Annotated in this window: 25 protein-coding genes and 1 pseudogene; 22 read left to right on the top strand and 4 right to left on the bottom strand. The window is 38.2% G+C overall.

The window, feature by feature from the left end:
• Positions 1 to 12: 12 nt before the first annotated feature.
• The 3 genes from ACTO1Y_RS02870 to ACTO1Y_RS02860 all read left to right on the top strand — a co-directional run bounded on the left by ACTO1Y_RS02870 (position 13) and on the right by ACTO1Y_RS02860 (position 2,938).
• Positions 13 to 504 (top strand): DUF536 domain-containing protein, encoded by a 492-nt coding sequence (locus ACTO1Y_RS02870; protein WP_004252719.1) that lies wholly within the window; start codon positions 13 to 15, stop codon positions 502 to 504.
• 69 nt (positions 505 to 573) lie between these two features.
• Positions 574 to 1,164 (top strand): 3'-5' exonuclease, encoded by a 591-nt coding sequence (locus tag ACTO1Y_RS02865; protein WP_441348276.1) that lies wholly within the window; start codon positions 574 to 576, stop codon positions 1,162 to 1,164.
• A 10-nt stretch (positions 1,165 to 1,174) separates the two neighbouring features.
• Positions 1,175 to 2,938 carry a glycerophosphoryl diester phosphodiesterase membrane domain-containing protein gene (locus ACTO1Y_RS02860; RefSeq protein WP_441348275.1) on the top strand — a complete coding sequence of 588 codons (1,764 nt, stop codon included), beginning with the start codon at positions 1,175 to 1,177 and terminating at the stop codon, positions 2,936 to 2,938.
• Between the two features lie 40 nt (positions 2,939 to 2,978).
• Here the strand turns inward: ACTO1Y_RS02860 and ACTO1Y_RS02855 are convergent, their stop codons facing one another.
• Positions 2,979 to 3,278 carry a YbaB/EbfC family nucleoid-associated protein gene (locus ACTO1Y_RS02855; RefSeq protein WP_441348274.1) on the bottom strand — a complete coding sequence of 100 codons (300 nt, stop codon included), beginning with the start codon at positions 3,276 to 3,278 and terminating at the stop codon, positions 2,979 to 2,981.
• 314 nt (positions 3,279 to 3,592) lie between these two features.
• Here ACTO1Y_RS02855 and ACTO1Y_RS02850 point away from each other — a divergent pair, with 314 nt between their 5' ends.
• The 10 genes and pseudogenes from ACTO1Y_RS02850 to ACTO1Y_RS02805 form a co-directional block, all read left to right on the top strand.
• Positions 3,593 to 4,300: an IspD/TarI family cytidylyltransferase gene (locus ACTO1Y_RS02850; protein WP_006149770.1), complete on the top strand. Its 708-nt coding sequence runs from the start codon at positions 3,593 to 3,595 to the stop codon at positions 4,298 to 4,300.
• Positions 4,301 to 4,304: 4 nt separating this feature from the next.
• Positions 4,305 to 5,327: a ribitol-5-phosphate dehydrogenase gene (locus tag ACTO1Y_RS02845; protein WP_441348273.1), complete on the top strand. Its 1,023-nt coding sequence runs from the start codon at positions 4,305 to 4,307 to the stop codon at positions 5,325 to 5,327.
• Between the two features lie 12 nt (positions 5,328 to 5,339).
• Positions 5,340 to 6,209, top strand: a complete 870-nt coding sequence (locus tag ACTO1Y_RS02840) for a phosphotransferase (RefSeq protein WP_441348272.1) — start codon at positions 5,340 to 5,342, stop codon at positions 6,207 to 6,209.
• A complete protein-coding gene (locus tag ACTO1Y_RS02835; protein ID WP_441348271.1) occupies positions 6,199 to 7,077 on the top strand; it encodes a DMT family transporter in 879 nt (292 codons plus the stop codon). The genes ACTO1Y_RS02840 and ACTO1Y_RS02835 overlap by 11 nt, the downstream gene beginning before the upstream one ends.
• Positions 7,078 to 7,089: 12 nt before the next feature.
• Entirely contained in the window at positions 7,090 to 7,779 is a 690-nt protein-coding gene (locus ACTO1Y_RS02830) for a sugar phosphate nucleotidyltransferase (protein ID WP_441348270.1), read from the top strand.
• A gap of 248 nt (positions 7,780 to 8,027) precedes the next feature.
• A complete protein-coding gene (locus ACTO1Y_RS02825) occupies positions 8,028 to 8,828 on the top strand; it encodes a dihydroorotate dehydrogenase electron transfer subunit (protein ID WP_441348269.1) in 801 nt (266 codons plus the stop codon).
• A 10-nt stretch (positions 8,829 to 8,838) separates the two neighbouring features.
• Entirely contained in the window at positions 8,839 to 9,774 is a 936-nt protein-coding gene (locus ACTO1Y_RS02820) for a dihydroorotate dehydrogenase (RefSeq protein WP_441348268.1), read from the top strand.
• Between the two features lie 55 nt (positions 9,775 to 9,829).
• Positions 9,830 to 10,741, top strand: a complete 912-nt coding sequence (locus tag ACTO1Y_RS02815; RefSeq protein ID WP_441348267.1) for a bifunctional riboflavin kinase/FAD synthetase — start codon at positions 9,830 to 9,832, stop codon at positions 10,739 to 10,741.
• 191 nt (positions 10,742 to 10,932) lie between these two features.
• On the top strand, positions 10,933 to 11,859 hold the full coding sequence (locus ACTO1Y_RS02810) for a metal ABC transporter solute-binding protein, Zn/Mn family (protein ID WP_441348266.1): 927 nt from the start codon (positions 10,933 to 10,935) through the stop codon (positions 11,857 to 11,859).
• Positions 11,860 to 11,866: 7 nt separating this feature from the next.
• A pseudogene (locus ACTO1Y_RS02805) lies at positions 11,867 to 15,127 on the top strand (pneumococcal-type histidine triad protein); the annotation flags it as partial.
• 58 nt (positions 15,128 to 15,185) lie between these two features.
• Here the strand turns inward: ACTO1Y_RS02805 and pepT are convergent.
• From pepT to ACTO1Y_RS02790, 3 genes are all read right to left on the bottom strand, one after another.
• Complete coding sequence (gene pepT / locus ACTO1Y_RS02800) at positions 15,186 to 16,409, bottom strand: peptidase T (RefSeq protein WP_441348265.1); 1,224 nt, start codon at positions 16,407 to 16,409, stop codon at positions 15,186 to 15,188.
• Between the two features lie 22 nt (positions 16,410 to 16,431).
• The gene (gene mnmE / locus ACTO1Y_RS02795) at positions 16,432 to 17,805 is read right to left on the bottom strand and encodes a tRNA uridine-5-carboxymethylaminomethyl(34) synthesis GTPase MnmE (protein WP_441348264.1); all 1,374 of its coding nucleotides are present in this window, start codon (positions 17,803 to 17,805) and stop codon (positions 16,432 to 16,434) included.
• A 114-nt stretch (positions 17,806 to 17,919) separates the two neighbouring features.
• Positions 17,920 to 18,102, bottom strand: coding sequence for a 4-oxalocrotonate tautomerase (locus tag ACTO1Y_RS02790; protein ID WP_001117401.1), 183 nt, complete (start codon positions 18,100 to 18,102; stop codon positions 17,920 to 17,922).
• Between the two features lie 123 nt (positions 18,103 to 18,225).
• On the opposite strand from ACTO1Y_RS02790, the gene ACTO1Y_RS02785 reads away from it, so the two are divergent.
• The 9 genes from ACTO1Y_RS02785 to ACTO1Y_RS02745 all read left to right on the top strand — a co-directional run bounded on the left by ACTO1Y_RS02785 (position 18,226) and on the right by ACTO1Y_RS02745 (position 25,654).
• Entirely contained in the window at positions 18,226 to 18,816 is a 591-nt protein-coding gene (locus tag ACTO1Y_RS02785; protein ID WP_441348263.1) for a thymidine kinase, read from the top strand.
• Positions 18,813 to 19,892 (top strand): peptide chain release factor 1, encoded by a 1,080-nt coding sequence (gene prfA / locus ACTO1Y_RS02780; RefSeq protein ID WP_414264598.1) that lies wholly within the window; start codon positions 18,813 to 18,815, stop codon positions 19,890 to 19,892. Before ACTO1Y_RS02785 ends, prfA begins: the two co-directional genes overlap by 4 nt.
• The gene (gene prmC, locus ACTO1Y_RS02775) at positions 19,892 to 20,728 is read left to right on the top strand and encodes a peptide chain release factor N(5)-glutamine methyltransferase (protein ID WP_441348262.1); all 837 of its coding nucleotides are present in this window, start codon (positions 19,892 to 19,894) and stop codon (positions 20,726 to 20,728) included. The genes prfA and prmC overlap by 1 nt, the downstream gene beginning before the upstream one ends.
• Positions 20,712 to 21,314 carry an L-threonylcarbamoyladenylate synthase gene (locus tag ACTO1Y_RS02770; RefSeq protein WP_441348261.1) on the top strand — a complete coding sequence of 201 codons (603 nt, stop codon included), beginning with the start codon at positions 20,712 to 20,714 and terminating at the stop codon, positions 21,312 to 21,314. Before prmC ends, ACTO1Y_RS02770 begins: the two co-directional genes overlap by 17 nt.
• Position 21,315: 1 nt before the next feature.
• Positions 21,316 to 21,762, top strand: a complete 447-nt coding sequence (locus tag ACTO1Y_RS02765) for a GNAT family N-acetyltransferase (RefSeq protein WP_263393635.1) — start codon at positions 21,316 to 21,318, stop codon at positions 21,760 to 21,762.
• Entirely contained in the window at positions 21,759 to 23,015 is a 1,257-nt protein-coding gene (glyA, locus tag ACTO1Y_RS02760) for a serine hydroxymethyltransferase (RefSeq protein WP_441348260.1), read from the top strand. The genes ACTO1Y_RS02765 and glyA overlap by 4 nt, the downstream gene beginning before the upstream one ends.
• Before the next feature lie 6 nt (positions 23,016 to 23,021).
• The gene (locus ACTO1Y_RS02755; protein ID WP_441348259.1) at positions 23,022 to 23,996 is read left to right on the top strand and encodes a nucleoid-associated protein; all 975 of its coding nucleotides are present in this window, start codon (positions 23,022 to 23,024) and stop codon (positions 23,994 to 23,996) included.
• A complete protein-coding gene (locus ACTO1Y_RS02750; protein ID WP_441348258.1) occupies positions 23,996 to 24,598 on the top strand; it encodes a lysozyme family protein in 603 nt (200 codons plus the stop codon). Before ACTO1Y_RS02755 ends, ACTO1Y_RS02750 begins: the two co-directional genes overlap by 1 nt.
• 81 nt (positions 24,599 to 24,679) lie before the next feature.
• Complete coding sequence (locus tag ACTO1Y_RS02745) at positions 24,680 to 25,654, top strand: DUF1002 domain-containing protein (RefSeq protein ID WP_441348257.1); 975 nt, start codon at positions 24,680 to 24,682, stop codon at positions 25,652 to 25,654.
• Positions 25,655 to 25,670 lie beyond the last annotated feature (16 nt).

The raw sequence follows: 25,670 nt of genomic DNA, 5'->3' as shown, positions 1-25,670 counted from the left end.
ATAGAGGATATTATGAGTATTGAAATGACTGTCAGTGAGATTGCTGAGGTCTTGGGTCTATCCCGACAAGCAATCAATAATCGTGTCAAAGAATTACCTGAAGAAGATATTACAAAAAACGACAAAGGTGTCACTGTTGTTACCCGTAGTGGATTGATCAAACTTGAGGAAATCTACAAAAAGACTATCTTTGAAGATGAACCAGTTAGTGATGAAGTTAAGCAGCGAGAACTCATGGAGATTCTTGTTGATGAAAAGAATGCCGAAATCATCCGTCTTTATGAGCAATTAAAAGCTAAAGACAAGCAACTGGCTGAAAAAGATGAACAGATGCGTGTTAAAGACCGCCAAATCGCTGAAAAAGATAAGCAATTGGATCAACAACAACAGTTGACTCTTCAAGCAATGAAGGATCAAGAAACACTTCAGTTGGAGTTGGATCAAGCTAAGCAAGAAGTACAAGCATCGAAGAAAGGCTTCTTTGCTCGCTTATTTGGAAAATAAGAAAAAACTGCTTGGTTTCTATAAATAGACCAGGTGGTTTCTTTTTACAAACTAATTAGGTACGATAAGATGGAAACAGTAAGAGATTATATCTCATTTGATTTAGAATTTAACAAACACCAGTATAAGACTCATTTGATTCAAGTATCAGCGGTACATTTTAAAGACGGTGAAGAAGTAGGAGCGTTTGACTCTTATGTTTACACTGATGTTCCTTTGAAAAGTTTTATCAATGGTTTGACTGGTATTACTTCGGAGACTCTCAAAGATGCTCCAAAGGTAGAAGAAGTTCTCCAAAAGTTTCAAGATTTCGTTGGTAACTTGCCCCTTGTTGGATACAATGCTGCAAAGAGTGATTTACCGATTTTACTAGAACATGGGTTTGACTATCGTGATCAATATAAAGTTGATCTGTATGATGAGGCTTTTGAACGTCGTAGTTCTGATCTACACGGAATCACTAATCTAAAATTGCAAACTGTTGCAAGTTTTCTAGGTTTTAAAGGAAAATCTCATAATAGTTTAGAAGACGCTCGCATGACTGCGCAAGTTTATGAAGCTTTTCTGGAGTCGGATGAGAGTCGGCTTTTACTCAATACTCAGAGCAACCTCAATTCTAATCCTTTTGGTGGTTTAGATTTATCACAACTTTTTGATTAGGAGGTTTTTTATGAAACCTGAAAAACCGAAAAAATTGGGTTTTAAAAAGATTTACCTTAATCTAGATAAAATCCTATTTCTATTCTTTCTAATCTTTATGCTGGTTGACTATATTTGGTTGCCATTAAACTCAGTCATAGCTGGATTTTTACTTAGTCAGACTGGATATTTGTTTATTTCTTATAACAATATTTTTTCAGTCATAAAAAATGCTCCTATAGTCAGTCTTGGTTTTGTGGTTTTGATAGCCATTAATCTACTGGTAGCCTATTTTCAACTCAGTATTCTCTTTATTGGAGCACGTCATCTCCTTTATCATGAAAAAAGAACTCTCATAGAATATAGTCGAAAAGTATTCCGTGAAAGCCTTGCTTTTATGAAGAAGTTGACTATTTCTAAAGCATTATTTATCTTTCTTTTTGTGGCAATGCTATTTCCTTTTATCAGAAAGATATTTAAGATTTATTATTTCAATAAAATAGTGATTCCGGAGTTTATCCAAACTTACATGGAAGATAAATATTGGATGTGGTGGGTAGCTATTATTAGCTTATCGCTTTTATTCTTCTATGTTTCGGTTCGGTTGATGTTCGCATTACCAAAAGTCTTTTACGAAAAGATGTCAGTTAAGGACTCCGTTCTTTATAGTCTTGAAAAAACCAAGAATAACTTTTGGTTTTATGCCTGGCATTTATTCTTAATTATTGTAAAGACAAACCTATTCTTTTACCTACCTCTCATCCCTATATTATCAATTCAGTTTATAGTGGATAGCATAACACAGAAAGAATCCCTAGTTCTTGCTATTATTAACTTTGCTCTCATCAAGAATTTTCACTATATGGCATTAACCTATTTCCTTATTAAATTCTCTTCTTTTCTAACAGGAGAAGAACTTGACATTATGCCAAGACGGGAGAAGGACCATATCATGAGATGGGGTGTGATGGTCTGTGCAAGTACTTTCTTTGCAATTGAAGGATATAATTATCTAGAAGCTCCTGTAGTCAATCCGCCACTTGTAATTTCACATCGTGGCGTATCAAATGGCAATGGTGTACAAAATACAATCCAATCCTTGGAAAAAACTGCTCAATTAAAACCGGATTTAATAGAAATGGATATCCAGGAAACCAAGGATGGTCAATTTGTCATGATGCACGATGCAAATCTTAGAGGATTAGCAGGTTTGAATAAGACGCCACAGGATTTGACTCTGGAAGAGTTACAACAGATCGACATACACGAGAATGGTTATACGACGAAGATTTCGAGTTTTGATGATTACCTGAATCGCGCAAATGAATTGCATCAGAAACTTCTTATTGAAATTAAGACTAGCCACAAAGATAGTCCGCAAATGATGGATCATTTTCTCGAAAAGTATGCTGCAAAAATAAAGGTTTATGGTCATCAAATGCAATCCTTGGATTACCATGTTGTTGAGAAAGTAACTCAGTATGACAAGGATATTCCAATCTACTTTATTCTTCCTTACAATTCTGTTTTTCCGAGAACGAATGCAACGGGTTATACTATGGAGTACTCTACATTGGATGAATACTTTGTAACCAAACTTTGGAATACAGAGCAGAAACTCTATGTATGGACAATCAATAGTTCTGAGTCATTTGATAAGTCTTTCCGCTTAGGTGTCAACGGCATGATAACGGATAACTTGAAAATGATTAAAGATGAACTAGAAACAGCTCAGGAAGATCCTGAGTATACAGACTTGCTTTTAAAAAAGGCAACTGAATTCTTTGCATTCTAATCAAAAAAGAGGCTGTTAACCAGCCTCTTTTTGTACGATATTAAAAAGGTAATTTACCTGCGAATGCACCAAGTTTCTTCTTAGTAGTTTCGTCAATTTGCTCGAGAGCAGCATTGAATGCTTGGACAGTCATATCAGATAGTGTCTCAATATCTTCTGGATCTACGACTGCTGGATCAAAATCAATTTTAACGACTTTTTTATCACCAGTTAATGTTGCAGTTACCAGATTTTGAGCAGAAGTTCCAACAAATTCAGTAGCAGCAAGCTCAGCTTGACTTTGTTCCATTTGTTTTTGAAGTTTTTGAGCTTGGCGCATCATGTTTTGCATATTCATCATGGCGGTAGTTAGCTTCCTTTTCTTTTATTTTCTATTTTATTTTATCAATTTTAATACGAAAAGTCTATTTTTAATTTTAGTGCTCTTTTTCTATCTAAATTCATTTTAAGGTTTCTTTAAGTTTTCTATACTATTCTGAAGAACTCTATATTAATCGAGAGCTAGAAATGACAGATTAGAACTCAATTTTGCCAAAAACGTGATTTTGATACTAGTTTCTAGCTAGAGGGACCTAGTATTTATTTTAAGATAGTGCTAGATTATGATATAATAGGAAAGAATGAGTTTTTAGTACAAACCAAAGGAGAATCAATATGATTTATGCTGGAATTTTAGCAGGTGGAACCGGCACGCGCATGGGAATTAGTAATTTACCCAAACAATTTCTTGAGTTGGGAGATCGCCCAATTCTAATTCATACAATTGAAAAATTCGTCTTAGAACCAAGTATTGAAAAAATCGTTGTTGGGGTTCATGGCGACTGGGTGACACATGCAGAAGATTTAGTTGAAAAATTCCTTCCACTCCACAAGGAACGTATCATCATTACAAAAGGTGGGGCTGATCGTAATTCTAGTATTGAAAAGATTATTGAAGCCATCGATGCTTACCGTCCACTAACAGAAGATGATATCGTAGTAACACATGATTCGGTTCGTCCCTTTATCACTCTTCGTATGATTCAAGACAATATCGCTCTTGCTCAAAAACATGATGCGGTTGACACTGTGGTTGAAGCGGTGGATACAATTGTTGAAAGTACAAACGGACAATTTATCACAGATATTCCAAATCGTGCTCATCTTTACCAAGGACAGACTCCACAAACATTCCGTTGTAAAGACTTTATTGATTTGTATGGTTCATTATCAGCAGAAGAAAAAGAAATTTTAACAGATGCATGTAAAATCTTTGTCATTAAGGGTAAAGATGTGGCCTTGGCTAAAGGTGAATACTCAAACCTTAAAATTACAACAGTTACAGACTTGAAGATTGCTAAAAGCATGATTGAGAAAGACTAGAGACATGATTAATCAAATTTATCAACTGACAAAACCAAAATTTATCAATATTAAATATCAGGAAGAAGAGATTGACCAAGAGAATCATATCCTCATTCGACCAAATTATATGGCGGTTTGTCATGCGGATCAACGCTATTACCAAGGAAAGCGTGATCCCAAAATATTATCTAAAAAGCTTCCAATGGCTATGATTCATGAGTCTTGTGGAACTGTTATTTCTGATCCAACAGGTACCTATAAGGTTGGTCAGAAGGTTGTTATGATTCCAAATCAACCACCTATGCAAAGTGACGAGGAGTTCTATGAAAACTACATGACAGGTACCTACTTCTTGTCAAGTGGTTATGATGGATTCATGCGTGAGTTTGTTTCTCTTCCAAAAGATCGTGTAGTAGCTTATGATGACATCGAAGATACGGTAGCTGCTATCACTGAATTTGTCAGTGTTGGTATGCATGCCATGAATCGTTTTTTGACAGTTTCTCATAGCAGAAGACAGAGAATAGCTGTCATTGGTGATGGTAGTCTAGCCTTTGTCATGGCAAATATTATCAACTATACCTTGCCTGAAGCTGAAATTATCGTAATTGGTCGTCACTGGGAAAAGTTGGAACTCTTCTCTTTTGCTAAAGAGCTTTACATCACTGATAGTATCCCAGAGGATCTTAGTTTTGACCATGGTTTTGAATGCTGTGGTGGTGATGGATGTGGACCTGCTATAAATGACTTGATTCGTTACATCAAACCCCAGGGAACTCTATTAATGATGGGTGTTAGTGAGTATAAGGTAAATATAAATACCCGTGATGCCCTCGAAAAAGGTTTGTTACTTGTAGGTTCTTCTCGTTCTGGGCGAATTGACTTTGAAAAGGCAATTCAAATGATGGAAGTCAAGAAATTTGCAAATCGTTTGAAGAATATCATTTATCTAGAGGAACCTGTAAGAGAAATTAAAGATATTCACCGAGTTTTTGCAACCGACTTAAATACTGCTTTTAAGACAGTCTTTAAGTGGGAAGTCTAATGGAGGATGATTATGAAGGAAATCGTTAAAGAAAAGATTGCATCTTTATTATCTGGTGGTGAAGAAATTCAGAGTGTTGAACAATTAGGTGGGATGACCAATCAAAACTACTTGGTCAAAACATCTTCGAATCAATATATTGTTAAGTTTTTCGGAAAAGGTACAGATAAATTAATCGACCGCCAAAATGAAAAGTTCAATCTTGAATTGTTGAAAGATTTGAAATTAGATGTAGAAAATTATCTTTTCGATATTGATGCAGGTATCAAGGTCAATCAATATATTGAAAATGCAGAGACACTTGATTCAACTACTATTAAAACTAAATTTGAGAAGATAGCTCCAATTTTACAAACGATCCATGCTTCGGGTAAAGAATTAAAAGGAGAGTTTGCTCCTTTTGAGGAAATTAAAAAATATGAATCATTGATTCAAGGGGAGATTTCTTATCCTAATTATGAAGTTGTCAGAAAATCTGTATTTTCTCTGAAAGACCAACTTGAAGAAATTGGAATGGATAAGAAATCGTGTCACATTGATTTGGTTCCAGAAAACTTTATAGAAGGACCGGATGGCCACCTTTATCTCATTGATTGGGAATATTCATCTATGAATGATCCTATGTGGGATTTGGCAGCTCTCTTCCTAGAGTCTGAATTTACCAGTGCAGAAGAAGAAGACTTTTTAAGTCATTACGAGAGTGACAAGACTCCAGTTTCAAGGGATAAAATTCGTATTTACAAAATCTTGCAAGATATCATTTGGAGTCTTTGGACTATTTACAAAGAAGAAAATGGTGCAGATTTCGGAGATTATGGAATCTCTCGTTACAATAGAGCTGTAAAAGAATTAGATTGTGAAGGAGATTTAGATGAAAACTAAAAATGGAGTTTCTTTTGGGCTACTATCAGGTGTGTTCTGGGGATTAGGATTAACTATTAGTGCTTATATCTTTTCAATATTCACGGATTTATCGCCCTTTGTAGTAGCAGCAGCGCACGACTTTCTTAGTATTTTTATCTTGCTAGGATATCTTTTAGTTAAAGAAGGTAAGGTACGTTTTTCAATCTTCTTGAACATTCGAAATGTCAGTGTTATTATTGGAGCACTATTGGCTGGACCAATTGGCATGCAGGCCAATCTCTATGCAGTCAAGTATATCGGTAGTTCCTTAGCTTCGTCTGTTTCAGCTATTTATCCTGCAGTATCTGTCATTCTTGCTTTCTTTTTCTTAAAGCATAAGGTTTCTAAGAATACAGTATTTGGAATTTTATTAATCATTGCAGGAATTATTGCTCAGACCTACAAGGTTGAACAGGTCAATTCATTCTATATTGGTATCCTCTGTGCCTTGATCTGTGCCCTTGCTTGGGGAAGTGAAAGTGTTCTCAGCTCATTTGCTATGGAAAGTGAACTCAGTGAACTCGAAGCACTCTTGATACGACAAGTCACATCTTTCTTGTCCTACCTTGTTATTGTTCTCTTCTCGCATCATTCATTTGCAGAAGTGGCAAATGGACAATTATTGGGACTTTTGATTATCTTTGCAGCATGTAATATGATTTCTTATCTTGCCTACTACATTGCTATCAATCGATTGCAGCCAGCAAAAGCTACTGGATTAAATGTGAGTTATGTAGTATGGACTGTCCTGTTTGCAGCAATTTTCTTGGGTTCGCCCCTTAATTTGCTGACCATCATTACTTCACTTATCGTAATGGCTGGTGTTTACATTATTATTAAAGAATAAAGGAGAAAACGCGTGAAAGCGATTATCTTAGCAGCGGGATTGGGAACTCGTTTGAGACCCATGACAGAAAATACTCCCAAAGCCTTGGTACAAGTCAATCAAAAACCTTTGGTTGAATATCAAATTGAATTTTTAAAAGAACGTGGAATTGATGACATTATCATCGTTGTAGGTTATTTAAAAGAACAATTCGACTATCTTAAAGAAAGGTACGGTGTGCGTTTAGTCTTCAACGATAAGTATGCGGATTACAATAACTTTTACTCTCTTTACTTGGTAAAAGAAGAGTTGGCTAACAGCTACGTTATTGATGCTGATAATTATCTTTTCAAGAATATGTTCCGCAATGATATCGAGCGTTCAACATATTTTAGTGTTTATCGTGAAGATTGTGATAATGAGTGGTTCCTAGTTTACGGAGATGATTACAAAGTTCAAGATATCATTGTCGATAGCAAAAACGGACGTATCTTGAGTGGAGTGTCGTTCTGGGATGCTCCAACAGCTGAAAAAATTGTTGGATTTATCGATGAGGCTTATGCAAGCGGCGAGTTTGTAGACCTTTACTGGGACAACATGGTTAAAGATAATATCAAAGAACTAGATGTTTACGTAGAGGAGTTAGAAGAAAATTCTATCTACGAAATTGACAGTGTTAAAGATTATCAAAAACTAGAAAAAATTCTTTCTTCACAAAAATAAGCAACTTATATGAACTGATACCTTACCTATTTTTACTTGACTTTTCATGTTTGATACAGTATACTAGTGAAAATTTAACCTTTAAGGGAAGTCCAGAGAGACTCACAAGGTGTCAGAGAAAAGAAGCTACAATAGGAACAAGTAAGCAAGTGCTTATTTGCTACTTTTGTGTAAATATCTTAACTGAAACCTTGCAATAGCAAGGTTTTTCTTTATCTGATCCCCTTAAAATTTAAGGAGGAAAAGTTATGAATCCAAATTGTAGAAAACGCATGGGTGCTATTCGCTTGGAAAATATGAAAGTGATTGTTCAAGAGGAAATCGCACCAGCAATCTTTGAGCTGGTACTTGAAGGAGACATGGTTGAAGCTATGAAAGCTGGACAATTTCTTCATTTACGTGTACCTGATGATGCCCACCTCTTGCGTCGTCCAATTTCAATCTCATCCATAGATAAATCTAAGAAACAATGTCATCTGATTTATCGCATCGAAGGCTCTGGTACAGCTATCTTTTCAACCTTAAAAACTGGTGATAGCTTAGATGTTATGGGACCTCAAGGAAATGGATTTGATTTGTCTGATTTAGACAAGCAGAATCGTGTTCTTCTAGTTGGTGGAGGAATCGGAGTACCACCCTTACTCGAAGTAGCTAAACAACTACATAAGAGTGGTGTGGAAATTACAACTGTTCTAGGATTTGCTACTAAAGATGCTGTCATTTTAGAAAGTGAATTATCCCAATACAGCAAAGTCTTTGTGACGACTGATGATGGCTCTTATGGGATCAAGGGAAATGTCTCAGTTGTGATTAAGGAATTAGACACTGAATTTGATGCTGTATACTCTTGTGGAGCACCTGGTATGATGAAATACATCAATCAAACCTTTTACGACCATCCAAGAGCCTATCTATCTTTAGAATCACGTATGGCCTGTGGTATGGGGGCTTGCTATGCTTGTGTCCTAAAAGTACCAGATAGTGAAACAGTTAGTCAACGTGTCTGTGAAGATGGACCTGTATTTAAAACCGGAACAGTAGTTTTATAAGGAGAGTGTCATGACTACAAATCGATTACAAGTTTCTCTACCTGGCTTAGAGTTAAAGAATCCTATCATTCCCGCATCAGGCTGTTTTGGTTTTGGTCAAGAGTATGCTAAATACTATGATTTAGATCTCTTAGGGTCTATCATGATTAAAGCAACTACACTTGAGCCACGTTTTGGGAATCCTACTCCAAGAGTGGCAGAAACTCCTGCTGGTATGCTTAATGCTATTGGTCTACAAAATCCTGGTTTAGAGGTCGTTCTGTCTGAAAAGTTACCTTGGCTTGAAAGAGAATATCCAAATCTCCCTATCATCGCCAATGTTGCTGGATTTTCAAAACAGGAGTATGCAACCGTTTCTCATGGAATTTCAAAGGCAAATAATGTAAAAGCTATCGAGCTCAATATTTCATGTCCTAACGTTGACCATGGAAATCACGGTCTTTTAATCGGGCAAGACCCTGAGTTGGCTTATGATGTGGTAAAGGCAGCTGTTGAGGCTTCTGATGTACCCGTTTACGTTAAATTAACACCTAGTGTGACGGATATCGTAACTATTGCAAAAGCAGTAGAAGATGCTGGAGCTAGAGGTCTCACCATGATTAATACTCTTGTTGGGATGCGTTTTGATCTCAAGACAAGAAAACCAATCCTCGCAAATGGAACAGGTGGGATGTCAGGTCCAGCAGTCTTTCCAGTTGCACTTAAATTAATTCGCCAGGTAGCACAAACAACGAGTCTGCCAATTATCGGTATGGGGGGAGTAGATTCAGCTGAAGCCGCTCTAGAAATGTATCTAGCAGGTGCTTCAGCAATCGGTGTCGGAACAGCAAACTTTACAAATCCGTATGCTTGTCCAGATATTATCGAAAATCTGCCAAAAGTTATGGACAAATATAACATCGAAAGTCTGGAACAACTTAGGAAAGAAGTAAAAAGTAGCTTATAGTCTTTTTAAATTCGTAATGTTTTGAATGCCTTCTTCTTTTTGGTATAATATAACTATGATTGTAACAATACCTATTAAAATTGAAAAAGACATTGCAACCCCAGGACCGACTGTCCTAGTATTAGGATATTTTGATGGTATCCACCTAGGGCATCAAAAACTATTTAGTATAGCTGGTGAAATAGCTGCAAAGAAAAGATTAAGCGTTGCCTTAATTACTTTTCATGAATCACCAAAATTAACCTTAAAAGCTTATTCGCCAGAAAATTTGCTTCATATCCTAAATGCGGACGATCGTGAACGCAAATTTAAACGAGCAGGAGTTGAAAATCTTTATCTGATAGATTTCTCAAGTCGTATTGCTAATATGACAGCGCAAGAGTTCGTAGATACCTTTGTCAAAGAAGTTAAAGCTGATACCATTGTAGTTGGATTTGACTATAGTTTAGGTTCAGATCGAAAATCTGCAGAGGATTTAAAAGAAATCTTCGACGGAGAAGTAGTTGTAGTACCACCTGTAGAAGATGAAAAAGGAAAGATTAGCTCTACTCGTATTCGTCAAGCCATCCTAGAAGGGGATGTGAAAGAAGCTGGGCAATTACTAGGAAGCCCTCTTCCGACAAGAGGAATTGTGGTACATGGTAATGCCCGTGGACGTACAATTGGATATCCTACTGCTAATCTTGTCCTCTTAGACCGTACTTATATGCCAGCAGATGGTGTCTATACTGTTGATATCGAAATCAAGAGAAAACTCTATCGAGGGATGGCAAGTGTCGGTAAGAATGTTACCTTTGATGGAGAAGAAGAGCGCTTTGAAGTCAATATCTTTGATTTTGATGAGGATATTTATGGAGAGACTGTGACCGTCTACTGGTTAGATCGTATCCGAGATATGGTAAAATTTGACAGTGTTGAACAACTGGTCAAACAACTTGAAGAAGATGAAAAAGCTGCAAGAAAATAAAAGAATGAAAAAGTTCGAATGATTGTTCGAGCTTTTTGTTTTGCAAAAGTAGTCTATTAAGAGTCTTGGAGATATTTTTACTATCGGTAAAATTTTGGGAAAAAGCAAAGTTTTAGCTTGACATCTTAAATTTTAAGGAGTAGAATGTTTACTAGTTAATTAAATGGTTAAACACTAGTTAAGGAGTTGTGATGAAACAAAGAAGTGTCCTTTGGTTTATGATTGGTCTTTTTGTTCTGATTTTAGGAGCTTGCGGACAAAAGGGCAATCAAGAAAGCAAGAAAGCTAAGGGAATGAAAATAGTGACCAGTTTTTATCCAGTCTATGCCATGGTTAAAGAGGTTTCTGGTGATTTAAATGATGTTCGGATGATTCAGTCTAGCTCCGGTATTCATTCCTATGAACCATCCGCAAATGATATTGCAGCTATTTATGATGCTGATGTCTTTATTTATCATTCACATACCTTGGAGTCATGGGCAGGAAGTTTAGATCCGAACTTGCAAAAATCTAAGGTAAAAGTCATAGAAGCGTCTGAAGGTATGACCTTGGAGCGTGTGCCTGGCTTGGAAGATATGGAAGCCGGAAACGGTGTTGATGAGAAAAGTCTTTATGATCCCCATACTTGGTTAGACCCTGAAAAGGTAGCTGAGGAAGCACAAATTATTGCTGATAAATTATCAGAATTAGATAGTGAGAATAAAGAAATATATCAGTCGAATGCTAAGAAGTTTATTGATCAAGCTCATGAGTTAACAATTAAATATAAACCTATTTTCGATAAAGTGGAGCAAAGAACGTTTGTGACACAACACACTGCTTTTTCTTATTTAGCAAAGAGATTTGACTTGAATCAACTTGGTATTGCTGGTATTTCTCCTGATCAAGAACCAAACCCAAGACAACTGAGTGAAATCCAAGAATTTGTTAAGACCTATAAAGTTAAAACTATTTTTACAGAGAGCAACGCTTCGTCTAAAGTTGCTGACACACTTGTAAAATCAACAGGTGTGAGTCTTAAAACTTTAAATCCTTTAGAGGCTGATCCACAAAATGACAAGTCTTACTTGGAGAATCTTGAAGAAAATATGGCTATCTTAGCACAAGAATTGAAATGAGGAGATTATGAAGATTAATAAAAAATATTTAGCAGGATCTGCAGTGGTCCTTGCCTTAAGTGTGTGTGTCTATGCTTTAAATCAACATCAAGCACCTGAGACAAAAGAAAGCAATCGTGTATCATATGTTGATGGAAAAGAATCTGAAGCTAAGAAAAATGAATCTCTGACACCGGACCAAGTTAGCAAGAAGGAAGGAATAGAAGCAGAACAAATTGTTATTAAGATTACGGATCAAGGATATGTGACATCACATGGCGACCATTTTCATTTTTACAATGGTAAGGTACCATATGATGCCATCTTTAGCGAAGAGTTAGTCATGAAAGATCCAAACTATCAGTTGAAAGATGAAGATATTGTTAATGAGATTAAGGGTGGCTACATTATCAAGGTGGATGGGAAATACTATGTCTACTTGAAGGATGCTAGTCATGCAGATAATATACGTACCAAAGAGCAAATTGAAAAACAAAAACAAGAACATGGTAAAGACGAGAAAGGAACTAGCGCAGAAGTATCAGTAGCAAAATTACAGGGACGTTATACAACTGATGACGGTTATGTTTTTAACGCTTCAGATATCATTAAAGATACAGGTGATGCTTATATCGTTCCCCACGGAGGACACTTCCATTATATTCCTAAGAGTGATCTGTCAGCGGGTGAATTAGCTGCCGCAAAGGCTTATTTATCTGGCAATAGTTCAGCTCTCAGTCAACCCTTGCCACTGACACCGAATAATGGTGTTTCTGCAGCAGATGATGGTTATGTCTTTAACCCTAATGATATTGTCAGAGATACTGGCGATGCTTATATCGTACGACATGGGGACCACTATCACTATATCCCTAAATCATCTCTTAACAATCATCAAGCACAATCTAACACTCCAAGCTTAGAAAGTCCTTCTAATTCTACACCAAATAATCCGTTACCACATGTTCACCATGAAGAAGAGGAACACGATCATGGTTTTGATGCAAATAGAATTATAAGTGAAGATTCAGAAGGTTTTGTCATGAGTCATGGAGATCACAATCATTACTTCTTTAAGAAAGATTTGACACCTGAGCAAATCAAGGCAGCACAAGATCATTTGAAAGCTAAGTCACCAGTGACACCAAGTCCAAGTCATGAGGACCATGATGAAGATGAGCATGACCACCATCATGGTGAAGACCATGATCACGGCTTTGATGCGGATAGAGTCATCAGTGAAGATGCAGCTGGTTTTATCATGAGTCATGGAGATCACAATCATTACTTCTTTAAAAAAGATTTATCCCCTGCTCAAATCAAGGCCGCACAAGATCACTTGTACGGCAATAAACATTCAGAAACTAGCCCAAATAACCACAGTAGTAAACCAGAAGAACACCATCATGATAACCATGGAAACCATCATGAAGAAGAACATGATCATGGCTTTGCAGTTGATCGAGTGATCAGTGAAGATGAAAAAGGATTTGTTGTTTCTCATGGAGATCATAATCACTATTTCTTTAAAAAAGATTTGACGCAAGATCAGATTAAAGCTGCTCAAGAACATTTGCATAGACACCATCAGGCAGAGCCTGTAAAACCTCTTGCCAAGACTGTTGAAAGTTTCTCTCGAGATGCCAGCGATGAAGAAAAGATGGCTTATATCTCTAAAACCTATGGTGTTCCGCTTGAAGCGATCCGTATTTCAAATGGATTCTTTGTATTTGGTAATCCAGACCAAGCTTATGATCCAACTCACATTCACCCTTATGCGGTTCGAAAGGAACACGTTCGAATTCCGCTTCAAACAGGTGTTGCAGAGCTTGATTTTCTAAACGAACTCTATACAACTGCACTTCGTGACGGTGTCTCTCCTTATAGCTTGCAGGTTGAAAATGGTAGCTTCGTCATACCCCATGGTGACCATAACCACTACATTAAAGTTCAGACTAAAGGTTATGAAGTTGCTTTGAAACATAAGATTCCTGCCTTGCAATCCAACTACCAGCCAGGAGCCTTTGATGAAGCGACTGTTCAAAATAAGGTTGATCAACTTCTAGCAGATAGTCGTGAAGTTTACAAGGATAAACCAATTCAACAAAGACAGATCGAGCTTGCTTTGGGACAATTTTCTGAAAATATGAAGAAGCTCTCAACCAACTCTACAGCTGGGTATCTAGCTGCATTAGATCTCTTTGACAAGCAGTATATCCATGTTGATGCTAGCGTAAAACCAACAGAAATCAGTCCTTTAGACAAGAAATATCAAGCTTTAGTAGATAAGATTAATACCTTGGATACAGATGCATATGGACTTCCTAAGAAGGATCTCTTGACTCAGCTTCAGGAAAATAAACTAGCCCAAGATGAAGCAGGTTTAGATGCAGTAGAAGCAAAACTAGAAGCTCTTCAAGACTTTAATGATCGAACTGGAGTTACAACAGTTGAGTACATTAAGTATTTCTATCAACATTTATCTGATAATCACTTAAATGACACTCTTAGAAATAAAGTTGCTAACTTAACTTGGACACTTTATCAATCACAATCCTTCCTTAAGGCGACTGACTTAAACAAACTATTCCCAGATATCTATCAAACAAAACTGGAAGTTGAAGAAGCTCTGAAGAATGAACCTGGTACAAGTAAGCCTTCTGAAACAATCTTAGATACAGAAAAAGTGGATGGCCATAGTGCAAAAACTGCAGTCTATGAGTTTTTGAAAGGTTTGTATGATGATATTAAGCCTGAGGAACAAAGCAATCATGTTCGAAAAGCTCAAGTAGAAGGACTCTTAACGAAAGCTGATGAATTAGTTGCTCAAGTCAAAGAAGAAGGCGTAAAAGCTTCACTCGCTGACGAAGTGAAAAATCTGAAAGCTGCTCTAGATAAAGAGGACGTAGACCTTGATGAATTAAACACGCAAGTCCAAGATCTTATAAAACGAATTTCTCAAACCATTCAGACTGAACGTGAGAATGCTAATCAAGACCCAGAGGTTTTGGTTCTCTATCAAAAATTATATAATGGAGTCCTTGCCCTTCATACTTATTTGGAAATGAATAATGGTTCTGATGCGGACTTTGAAAAAGTAGACGCCTTGTTTGATAAATTATCTGCTGCAAGCAAAGACAAACAAGCTCTTCTAGCACTTGCGCAAGAAATTGTCTCATTAAACCAAGAACTTCAATCTAAAGCTAAGCCGGGTGAAGCAAGTTCTGAAACAACTAGCAAACAAGTAAGCGACAAACAGACTGAATCAAGCAATCCAACGACTAGTTCTCCGGAAACGACAGAGAAAGAAGTCAACTAAAAAAGAAGTAGCAAAGCTACTTCTTTTTTTAGTCTTTATAAGATACAATTCCAATGATTGTATCAACTGCACGCTCCATAGTTTGGAGGCTGACGTATTCAAAACGTCCGTGCATATTCTCGCCACCAGCGAAGATATTTGGAGTAGGAATTCCCATGAAGGAAATCTTAGAACCGTCAGTTCCACCACGAATAGGCTCGATAATTGGTGTAATATCAAGACTTTCCATGACTGCTTTAGCGATGGTGATTGGAGTCATATCCTTTTTGATAACTTCTTTCATGTTGTAGTATTGGTCTGTCAAAGTCAGGGTTACACGATCACTACCAAGTTCTTGGTTCATCTTGTCAGCAATAGCTTGCATGGCAGCCTTACGCGCTTCAAAGCTTTCTTTTTCAAAATCGCGAATGATGTAGCTAGCACGCGCTTCCTCGACAGTACCTGTTACATCCATAAGATGGAAGAAACCTTGGTAACCCTCGGTCAACTCAGGTCGGTCACCAGCTGGGAGTTGATTGTGGAAATCGATGGCTAACTGGAGAGCATTGACCATTTGTCCTTTAGCAGTACCTGGGTGTACATTACGTCCTTGGAAGTGAAGTTCAGCACCTGCAGCAGAAAAGGTTTCGTATTGCAATTCTCCAAGAGGGCCGCCATCAACTGTATAAGCGAAGTCAACATTGAAGTCTTCTGCATCAAATTTGTTGGCGCCAACACCGATTTCTTCATCAGGACCAAAGCCAACACGGATTTCACAGTGTTTAATTTCAGGATGAGCGTTCAAGTATTCGATAGCTGTCATGATTTCAGCGATACCTGACTTATCATCTGCACCGAGCAATGTAGTTCCGTCCGTTGTAATCAAAGTTTGCCCTGGATATTTCTCTAAGCTCTTAAAATCTGCTGGATCAAGTTTGAAACCAGAAGTGCCAAGTTCGATAACCCCACCGTCGTAATTTTCAATAACTTGAGGATTAACGCCTTCAGCATTAAAATCTGCTGTATCCATGTGAGAGATAAAGCCAATCTTGCGAGTTAGACTTGGATCGTTAGCTGGTAGAGTACCGATAGCAAAACCGTTTGGCAAATAATAGACATTTTGCAAACCGACACGTTTCATCTCAGGGATGAGGACATTGGTTGCGAAGTCTACTTGGCTTTGAGTACTAGGTGTAGTAGTTGAGTGTTCATCAGAACGTGTGTTAACCTTGACATAAGTTAAAAAACGATCTAGTAATGTTGGATATTTCATCGTAACTCCTTTTTATAATTTTTTATTTACCTAAACAGAATTGGCTAAACAATTGAGTAATGAGTTCATCTGGCGCTGCATCACCGGTGATTTCCCCAAGAATTTCCCAAGTACGTGTCAAATCAACTTGAAGTAAATCAACTGGCATACCGAGTTCAAGACCTTCATTAACTGCTTGCAGACTTTCAACTGCCTTTTCAATTAATGAAATATGACGGGCATTGGATAGGTAGGTTGCATCCTGTTCGACCAAGCCAGCATTTTCAAAGAAGAGGTTGTTGATGCGTTCCTCGATTTTATCTATATTCTGATTTTTGAGGACTGAAATGCGGATGACATCATCTGGAAGCTCAGCAGTTTCAATCGCTTCTGGTAAATCAGTCTTGTTGAGAAGAATAATACGGTTGGTATCTTGACTAATTTCGAGAAGTTGTCGGTCCTGGGCAGTAAGAGGTTCACTAGCGTTCAGTACTAGTAGTACCAAGTCAGCTTCCTTGAGGGCTTTCTTGGAGCGTTCAACACCGATTTGCTCGACGATATCATCTGTTTCACGAATACCTGCAGTATCAATCAATTTCAGTGGAACACCGTTGATATTGACGTATTCTTCGATGACATCACGAGTAGTTCCGGCAATATCAGTGACAATGGCCTTATCTTCTCGTAGAAGGTTGTTAAGAAGGCTTGATTTTCCAACGTTGGGGCGTCCGATGATAGCGGTAGAAATTCCCTCACGAAGGATTTTACCACGACGAGCTGTTCTAAGGAGATTGGTTAATAATTGTTCAAATTCCATGGTTTTTTCACGGACAACAGCAGTGGTAGCTTCTTCAACATCGTCGTACTCTGGGTAGTCGATATTAACCTCAACTTGTGCAAGTGTATTAAGAATCTCCTGGCGAGTATTGTTAATGAGTTCAGAAAGGGAGCCATCTAATTGTTTGACCGCAATATTCATAGCCTTGTCCGTCTTGGCGCGAATAATATCCATGACAGCTTCAGCCTGAGTTAAGTCCACACGACCGTTAAGGAAGGCACGTTTAGTAAACTCTCCTGGTTCTGCCAACCGAGCTCCTTCACGAATAGCTAGCTGGAGAATTTCATTGGTTACGGCTATCCCTCCATGGGTGTTAATCTCTATAATATCCTCACGAGTAAAGGTCTTTGGAGATTTCATAGCACCAACCATGACCTCGTCCATAACCTTCCCTGTCTGAGGATCAACGATGTGTCCGTAGTTTAGGGTGTGGCTAGCAACCTTGCTCAAATCCTTGCCTTTAAAAATTTTCTGGGCGATAGTAAAACTATCCGTTCCACTTAAACGAACAATCCCAATAGCCCCTTCACCAAGCGGAGTCGAGATTGCTGCGATGGTATCAAATTCACGTGTAATCATTTCATTTCCTTTTTACAATTTATATACAAATATCATTTAAAATTGTATCAAAATATAGCGTTTTATTCAACGAATGCCACTTATAAAGAAAAGCCTAAGCAGATTGCTTAAGCTTTATTTAGTGCGCATTTCACCTTGTGGGAAATAAGTTCCTTCAGGCATATCGTTAATAATAACGTGAACAGCTGACTGAGGTGCTCCTGTGTTACGAACAACAGCTTCTGTTACTTCCTTAGCTAGGGCTTTTTTTTGCTCTAGAGTGCGTCCTTCAAATAAATCAATGCGTACAAATGGCATAATTGCGTCCTCCACTAGTTATTTGATTTCTTCTATTTTACCACATTTTGCCATTTAAAGCTTTGAGAAATTATGGTATACTAGAATGTAGCAAAAATTTAGAAATGGACGTGAAATAGAAGCATGGCACAGTTGTATTATCGTTATGGGACCATGAACTCTGGCAAAACCATCGAGATTCTCAAGGTTGCCTATAACTATGAGGAGCAAGGAAAAGGAGTTGTGATTATGACTTCAGCTCTGGATACACGTGACGGTGTTGGCTATGTTTCAAGTCGCATTGGGATGAAAAGACCAGCAATTGCTATTGACGAAACAACAGATATCTTTGGATTTATCCGAGATTTACCTGAAAAACCTTACTGTGTACTTGTCGATGAAGCCCAGTTTTTAAAGCGTCACAATGTTTACGACCTAGCTCGTGTTGTCGATGAGTTAGATATACCTGTTATGACATTTGGTTTAAAAAATGACTTTCGAAATGAATTATTTGAAGGTTCCAAACACCTCTTGCTCTTAGCAGATAAGATCGATGAAATCAAGACCATCTGTCAGTATTGTAAGAAAAAAGCGACTATGGTCTTGCGTACGCAGAACGGACTGCCTGTTTATGATGGTGAACAAATCCAGATTGGTGGAAATGAAACCTATATCTCAGTTTGCCGCAAGCATTATTTTGCCCCTGAAATCAATAAGGAGAATAAGAAAGAATGAATATCTATGATCAACTACAAGCAGTAGAAGACCGTTATGAAGAATTGGGAGAATTGCTGAGTGACCCTGATGTGGTCTCTGATACCAAACGTTTTATGGAGCTTTCAAAAGAAGAAGCTTCTACTCGTGATACCGTTACAACCTACCGTGAATACAAACAAGTTCTTCAAAACATTGTCGACGCTGAGGAAATGATTAAGGAATCAGGTGGAGATGCGGATTTGGAAGAAATGGCCAAGCAAGAACTCAAGGATGCTAAGGCCGAAAAAGAAGAGTACGAAGAAAAACTGAAAATCTTGCTCCTTCCTAAAGATCCAAACGATGATAAGAACATTATCCTAGAAATCCGTGGTGCAGCTGGTGGAGATGAAGCAGCTCTCTTCGCTGGAGATCTTCTAACTATGTACCAAAAGTATGCTGAAGCCCAAGGTTGGCGCTTTGAAGTCATGGAAGCTTCTATGAATGGTGTTGGTGGTTTTAAAGAAGTGGTTGCCATGGTATCAGGTCAGTCTGTTTACTCTAAACTTAAGTACGAATCAGGTGCCCACCGTGTTCAACGTGTCCCTGTGACAGAAAGCCAAGGTCGTGTACACACTTCAACAGCGACAGTTCTGGTCATGCCTGAAATCGAAGAAGTTGAATACGATATTGATCCAAAAGACCTTCGTGTAGATATTTACCACGCATCTGGTGCTGGTGGACAGAACGTCAACAAGGTTGCGACAGCCGTTCGTATCGTTCACTTACCAACTAATATCAAGGTTGAGATGCAGGAAGAACGTACCCAGCAGAAGAATCGTGAGAAGGCCATGAAGATCATTCGTGCACGTGTGGCAGACCACTTTGCTCAGATTGCCCAAGATGAGCAAGATGCTGAACGTAAGTCTACTATCGGTACTGGTGACCGTTCAGAGCGTATTCGTACATATAACTTCCCACAGAACCGTGTGACAGACCACCGTATTGGTTTGACGTTACAAAAACTTGACACAATTCTAGCTGGTAAATTAGATGAAGTTGTAGATGCCTTGGTTCTTTACGACCAAACACAAAAATTGGAAGAATTAAACAAGTAATGAAATTAACTCAACTATTTAAAGATTTTGAGGAAAAGTTAATAGTACAAGGAGAGGAAGCAGAAAGCCTCTCTTTTGTCTATCGTAGCCTGAAAAATCTATCTTTTACAGACTTCATCTTTACCCTTCAGCAAGAAGTCACTGATGAAGATTACAAATTTGTAGAGAACATTTTCATCAAGCTAGCTAGCCATATTCCTGCCCAGTACATTATAGGTCATGCTGAATTCTTTGGGATGCAGTTAAAAGTAGATGAGCGGGTCTTGATACCACGACTTGAAACAGAAGAGTTGGTGGAGCTTATCCTAGCTGAAAATCCTAATGGAAATCTCAAGGTCTTGGATATTGGTACAGGAAGTGGTGCAATTGCCCTTTCTTTAGCTAAAAATAGAGCAGATTGGTCAGTCACAGCTGCTGATATTTCACAAGATGCATTAGACCTAGCAACGGAGAATGCAAAGAGTTTAGATTTAGAAATCACATTTATCAAATCTGACTGTTTCTCCGAAATTTCTTCAAAATATGATATAATTGTATCCAATCCACCATACATTTCTCGAGCAGATGAGGAAGAAGTTGGTTTGAATGTTCTGCATTCAGAGCCACATTTAGCCCTTTTTGCAGACGAGGAAGGTCTAGCGATCTATCGCAGAATCGCAGAAGAATCAAAGGACTATCTAAATGACGGTGGTAAGATTTATCTTGAAATTGGCTACAAACAAGGTCAAAGTGTACCCGCTCTCTTTATGGAAAATCTTCCTGAGAAACGAGTTCGAACGCTCAAAGACCAATTTGGCCAAGATAGGATGGTTGTCATTGATGATGGAGAAGATTAAGCAAGAGTTGGAAAAGGGTGGAGCAGTAGTTTTGCCAACTGAGACAGTTTATGGCCTTTTTGCGAAAGCTTTGGATGAGAAGGCTGTTGACCATGTTTATCGGCTCAAACGTCGCCCTAGAGATAAGGCTCTCAATCTCAATGTTGCTAGTTTAGACGATATCTTGAACTTTTCCAAGAATCAGCCACCTTGTTTACAACAACTTGTTAAAAGTTTTTTGCCAGGGCCTTTAACTATTATCCTAGAAGCTAATGACAAGGTCCCTTACTGGGTCAATTCAGACTTGACGACTGTTGGATTTCGCATGCCCAGTCATCCCGTCACTCTAGAATTGATTCGTGAGTTAGGTCCCTTAATCGGCCCGTCTGCTAACATTTCAGGACAGGATAGCGGTGTGACCTATAAGGAAATTCTGCAGGATTTTAACCAAAATGTTCTAGGTTTGGAAGACGATGCTTTTTTAACTGGTCAAGATTCGACTATTATAGACTTATCTGGCAGCAAGGTGAAGATTCTACGCCAAGGTTCGATAACTCGAGAAGATATCCTTGCCAAGATACCTGAAATTCCTTTTGAGGAGGTATGATATGCTACGTGAATTAAAAGCGACAGATGTCGAAACAATTTGTGTCATTAACAAAGAAGCGCTAGGTTATGCTTTTAGTCCAGAGGAAACGGCTGGTCAACTAGCTAAGTTGACACAAGACTCCCATCACTTCCTACTTGGTTTTGAGGATTCAATTAGCCATGACTTACTTGGTTATGTTCATGCTGAGGTTTATGAATCCCTTTATTCAAAACCAGGTTTTAATATCCTGGCTTTAGCTGTTTTACCTCAAACACAAGGTAAAGGAATCGGTAAAACATTGCTTGAAGGATTAGAACAGGAAGCAGAAAAACGTAGCTATAACTTTATTCGCTTAAATTCTGCAGACCATCGTACAGGTGCGCATGCATTTTATGAAAGAGTTGGTTATACCTGCGATAAAATGCAGAAACGATTCATTAAATTAATAAAAGGAGAAGACCTATGATTTTTGACAAAGATGATTTTAAAGCCTATGACGCGGATCTTTGGAATGCCATTGCCAAAGAAGAGGAACGCCAACAAAACAATATTGAATTAATCGCTTCAGAGAACGTAGTCTCTAAGGCTGTTATGGCTGCTCAAGGGTCTATCTTGACTAATAAATACGCCGAAGGTTATCCAGGACGTCGTTATTACGGTGGAACTGATGTAGTAGATATTATCGAAACTCTAGCTATTGAACGTGCGAAGGAGATTTTTGGAGCAAAGTTTGCTAATGTACAACCCCACTCAGGAAGTCAAGCCAACTGTGCAGCATACATGGCTTTGATTGAGCCAGGTGATACAGTTATGGGGATGGATTTAGCTGCGGGTGGGCACTTGACTCACGGAGCTCCTGTTAGCTTCTCAGGTCAAACCTATAACTTTGTTTCATATAGCGTTGATCCGGAGACAGAACTCTTGGATTTTGATGCTATTTTGAAACAAGCCCAAGAAGTGCAGCCAAAACTTATCGTAGCTGGTGCCTCAGCCTATTCTCACATCATTGATTTCTCAAAATTCCGTGAAATTGCGGATGCAGTGGGTGCAAAACTCATGGTTGATATGGCTCATATTGCTGGTTTGGTGGCAGCTGGCCTTCATCCAAGTCCAGTTCCATATGCACATATCACAACGACAACGACCCACAAAACACTTCGAGGACCACGTGGGGGGTTGATTTTGACTAACGACGAAGACCTTGCTAAGAAAATCAATTCCGCTATTTTCCCAGGTATCCAAGGTGGACCATTAGAGCATGTTGTTGCTGCTAAGGCTGTAGTCTTTAAAGAAGTATTGGATCCAGCCTTTAAAGAATATGCTGCTAATGTTATCAAGAACAGCAAGGCTATGGCTGAAGTATTCCTGCAAGATCCTGATTTCCGCATTATCTCTGGCGGTACTGAAAACCACCTCTTCTTAGTGGATGTCACAAAGGTTGTAGAAAGTGGAAAAGTAGCCCAAAACTTATTGGATGAGGTCAACATTACCCTTAATAAAAACTCAATCCCTTACGAAACCTTGTCACCATTTAAGACTAGTGGTATTCGTATCGGAGCGGCAGCAATTACTGCTCGTGGTTTTGGTGAAAAAGAAAGTCGTCAAGTTGCTGAACTTATTATTAAAGCCCTTAAGAATGCAGAAAACGAAGCTGTCTTAGAAGAAGTGAGAAGTGCAGTCAAATCCTTGACAGATGCCTTCCCATTATATGAGGACTAATATTTTATGGATATTTATATTAAGAAAGCCATTATCCATCAGTTCAGCCCTGATGACACAGAGTTGTTCTTGACGGATAAGTTTCTCAATATCACTCCTAAAATCGAAGAATACTTGCGTAAAAAAGTGGAGCGTGTGTATTCGGATGATGCCAAAACTGGTATTTTTGAAAAGGATAATCCTTTTTTCAATCACATCACAGAAGATTTAATGGAAACATCTGTTACAATTGCTAATCTCTGGAAAGAGGAATTCTCTGTATCTGAAAACCAAAAGACTAATGACTTGGTTTTTGTCCAGTTTTCAAAAGAGGGAGTAGACCACTTTGCCTTTCTAAGAATTGCATTGCGTGAAACCTTGACACACTTGGGTGGCGAGGTTGACAATCCAATCAAACTGACTCAAAATAACTTACCTGGGTTTGGAACTGGAGCAGATGAAGCCCTAGTTGTTAATCTTCAAAGTCGTAAGTATCACTTGATTGAAAAACGCATCAAGTATAATGGAGCCTTTTTAAACTATTTTTCTGAGAATCTTATTCAAGCACAACCAAAGATTTCACCTAAGAAATCCATTAAGGAACTAGAAAAAACGGCTCAAAAGATTGCCGAAACTTTTAATAAGGATGATTTTCAATTTCAATCCAAGGTAAAATCTGCAATTTTCAATAATCTTGAAGAGAATAATGAGCTATCTCCAGAAAAATTAGCCAATGATCTTTTTGACAATAATCTTACTGCTCGACTTAGCTTCATTGACCAGGTCAAAGATGCAGTACCAGAGCCAGTACAGTTTGATGAGATTGATGCCAGTCGTCAGTTAAAGAGATTTGAGAATCAGAAACTTTCCTTGTCAAACGGGATTGAACTGATCGTACCAAACAATGTCTATCAAGATGCAGAATCCGTTGAGTTCATCCAAAACGATAATGGAACCTACTCTATCTTAATCAAAAACATCGAGGATATACAAAATAAATAATGTTTAAATTAATACGAAGAGTGCTGGTGCTAGCAGTCTTCCTTTTCGCTGGATACAAAGCCTATCTCATTCGTCAGGATGTCAAACAAGTTATGACCTACCAACCCATGGTACGTGAAATCTTGAATGAAAGAGATACTCCAGCAAACGAAGAGCTTGTGCTCGCCATGATCTATACAGAAACCAAGGGTAAAGAAGGAGACGTGATGCAGTCTAGTGAGTCTGCTACCGGTTCTACTGATACCATTAACGATAACGCTAGTAGTATTCGTCAAGGTGTTCAAACTTTGACAGATAATCTCTATCTATCTCAAGAAAAAGGAGTGGATGTCTGGACAGCCATTCAAGCTTATAACTTTGGGCCTGCTTATATTGATTTTATCGCCCAAAATGGCAAGAAAAACACGATTGCTCTAGCTAAACAATATTCTAGAGATACAGTTGCGCCGACATTAGGGAATACAACAGGAAAAACCTATCGTTACATCAATCCTATTTCCATTTTTCAGGGTGGAGAACTTTATGTCGATGGGGGAAACTATTATTACTCTAGACAGGTTCAAGTAAATCTCTATATCATGAAAATTTTTAATCTATTTTAAGCATCTAGAAATTCTAGGTGCTTTTATAAGTTTTCTTTAAGGATACTTTAATATGCTAGAGGAGAAAAGGAGGAACGTCTCATGCGAAAGAAATTCTTTCTGACTAGCGCTGCAGTACTTTTAGCAGTTGCAACACTGCAAAGCGCCCAGGCAGCTACTGATGTTCAAAAAGTCATTGATGAAACCTATGTTCAACCTGAGTATGTCTTGGGTTCTTCACTAACAGAAGATCAAAAAAATCAAACACTTAAAAAACTAGGCTATGATGCCTCTAAAGATACTAAAGACTTGAAGACCATGACACCAGATGTCTACTCAAAAATTATGAATGTCGCCAACGACTCTAGTCTTCAACTTTATTCATCAGCGAAAATTCAAAAACTAGGAGATAAATCTCCCCTTGAGGTCAAGATTGAGACACCTGAAAATATCACAAAAGTAACTCAAGATATGTACCGTAATGCGGCTGTTACCTTGGGTGTTGAACACGCGCGTATCACCGTTGCTGCACCTATCCCTGTTACAGGCGAAAGTGCTCTAGCAGGTATTTACTATTCTCTTGAATCTAACGGTGTTCAGTTGCCTCAAGAAAATAAAGACTTAGCTCAGGAAGAGCTCAAGGCCTTGTCAGATATTAACGATGAAAACAAGGACAAATCAGGCTTCGATGCTAACAAGCTGAACGTAGCCCTTGCCGATATCAAGGCTGCAGTCGCTAAGGCTAAAGAGTCTAAAGGAGAGCTTACTGAGGATGATGTTCGTAAGATTGTCGAAGATACTTTGAAGAACTACAAACTGGATCAAGTTGTTACAGGCAATCAAGTCAATGTCATCATCAACTTTGCCTTTAATCTTTCTAAGAGCGATATTCTTAATAACGAAGACTTTACAAAGACTCTAAAAGATTTGAAACAAAGTATCGTTGCACAAGCTGGTGACAGTTTCAGCAATATCGACCTTAACTTTGACGCCAATAAAGCTATTCAAGATGGAGGAAACATCCTCAGCTCTATTTGGCAAGCCATCCTTGATTTCTTCAAGAGTTTTGGTGCTTAGGTTAATTCATGGTATA

The organism is Streptococcus sp. V728 (genome assembly GCF_052077995.1).
GTDB lineage: Bacteria > Bacillota > Bacilli > Lactobacillales > Streptococcaceae > Streptococcus > Streptococcus infantis_B.
The sequence above is the reverse complement of the archived record's forward strand: the minus strand, read 5'-3'. Positions and strand labels throughout refer to the sequence as shown.

Excerpts from the sequence above, each read along its gene's own strand:
- ACTO1Y_RS02870 (WP_004252719.1), top strand. The coding sequence starts at position 13 with ATGAGTATTGAAATGACTGTCAGTGAGATTGCTGAGGTCTTGGGTCTA.
- ACTO1Y_RS02865 (WP_441348276.1), top strand. The coding sequence starts at position 574 with ATGGAAACAGTAAGAGATTATATCTCATTTGATTTAGAATTTAACAAA.
- ACTO1Y_RS02860 (WP_441348275.1), top strand. The coding sequence starts at position 1,175 with ATGAAACCTGAAAAACCGAAAAAATTGGGTTTTAAAAAGATTTACCTT.
- ACTO1Y_RS02855 (WP_441348274.1), bottom strand. The coding sequence starts at position 3,278 with ATGATGAATATGCAAAACATGATGCGCCAAGCTCAAAAACTTCAAAAA.
- ACTO1Y_RS02850 (WP_006149770.1), top strand. The coding sequence starts at position 3,593 with ATGATTTATGCTGGAATTTTAGCAGGTGGAACCGGCACGCGCATGGGA.
- ACTO1Y_RS02845 (WP_441348273.1), top strand. The coding sequence starts at position 4,305 with ATGATTAATCAAATTTATCAACTGACAAAACCAAAATTTATCAATATT.
- ACTO1Y_RS02840 (WP_441348272.1), top strand. The coding sequence starts at position 5,340 with ATGAAGGAAATCGTTAAAGAAAAGATTGCATCTTTATTATCTGGTGGT.
- ACTO1Y_RS02835 (WP_441348271.1), top strand. The coding sequence starts at position 6,199 with ATGAAAACTAAAAATGGAGTTTCTTTTGGGCTACTATCAGGTGTGTTC.
- ACTO1Y_RS02825 (WP_441348269.1), top strand. The coding sequence starts at position 8,028 with ATGAATCCAAATTGTAGAAAACGCATGGGTGCTATTCGCTTGGAAAAT.
- ACTO1Y_RS02820 (WP_441348268.1), top strand. The coding sequence starts at position 8,839 with ATGACTACAAATCGATTACAAGTTTCTCTACCTGGCTTAGAGTTAAAG.
- ACTO1Y_RS02815 (WP_441348267.1), top strand. The coding sequence starts at position 9,830 with ATGATTGTAACAATACCTATTAAAATTGAAAAAGACATTGCAACCCCA.
- ACTO1Y_RS02810 (WP_441348266.1), top strand. The coding sequence starts at position 10,933 with ATGAAACAAAGAAGTGTCCTTTGGTTTATGATTGGTCTTTTTGTTCTG.
- pepT (WP_441348265.1), bottom strand. The coding sequence starts at position 16,409 with ATGAAATATCCAACATTACTAGATCGTTTTTTAACTTATGTCAAGGTT.
- mnmE (WP_441348264.1), bottom strand. The coding sequence starts at position 17,805 with ATGATTACACGTGAATTTGATACCATCGCAGCAATCTCGACTCCGCTT.
- ACTO1Y_RS02790 (WP_001117401.1), bottom strand. The coding sequence starts at position 18,102 with ATGCCATTTGTACGCATTGATTTATTTGAAGGACGCACTCTAGAGCAA.
- ACTO1Y_RS02785 (WP_441348263.1), top strand. The coding sequence starts at position 18,226 with ATGGCACAGTTGTATTATCGTTATGGGACCATGAACTCTGGCAAAACC.
- prfA (WP_414264598.1), top strand. The coding sequence starts at position 18,813 with ATGAATATCTATGATCAACTACAAGCAGTAGAAGACCGTTATGAAGAA.
- prmC (WP_441348262.1), top strand. The coding sequence starts at position 19,892 with ATGAAATTAACTCAACTATTTAAAGATTTTGAGGAAAAGTTAATAGTA.
- ACTO1Y_RS02770 (WP_441348261.1), top strand. The coding sequence starts at position 20,712 with ATGATGGAGAAGATTAAGCAAGAGTTGGAAAAGGGTGGAGCAGTAGTT.
- ACTO1Y_RS02765 (WP_263393635.1), top strand. The coding sequence starts at position 21,316 with ATGCTACGTGAATTAAAAGCGACAGATGTCGAAACAATTTGTGTCATT.
- glyA (WP_441348260.1), top strand. The coding sequence starts at position 21,759 with ATGATTTTTGACAAAGATGATTTTAAAGCCTATGACGCGGATCTTTGG.
- ACTO1Y_RS02755 (WP_441348259.1), top strand. The coding sequence starts at position 23,022 with ATGGATATTTATATTAAGAAAGCCATTATCCATCAGTTCAGCCCTGAT.
- ACTO1Y_RS02750 (WP_441348258.1), top strand. The coding sequence starts at position 23,996 with ATGTTTAAATTAATACGAAGAGTGCTGGTGCTAGCAGTCTTCCTTTTC.
- ACTO1Y_RS02745 (WP_441348257.1), top strand. The coding sequence starts at position 24,680 with ATGCGAAAGAAATTCTTTCTGACTAGCGCTGCAGTACTTTTAGCAGTT.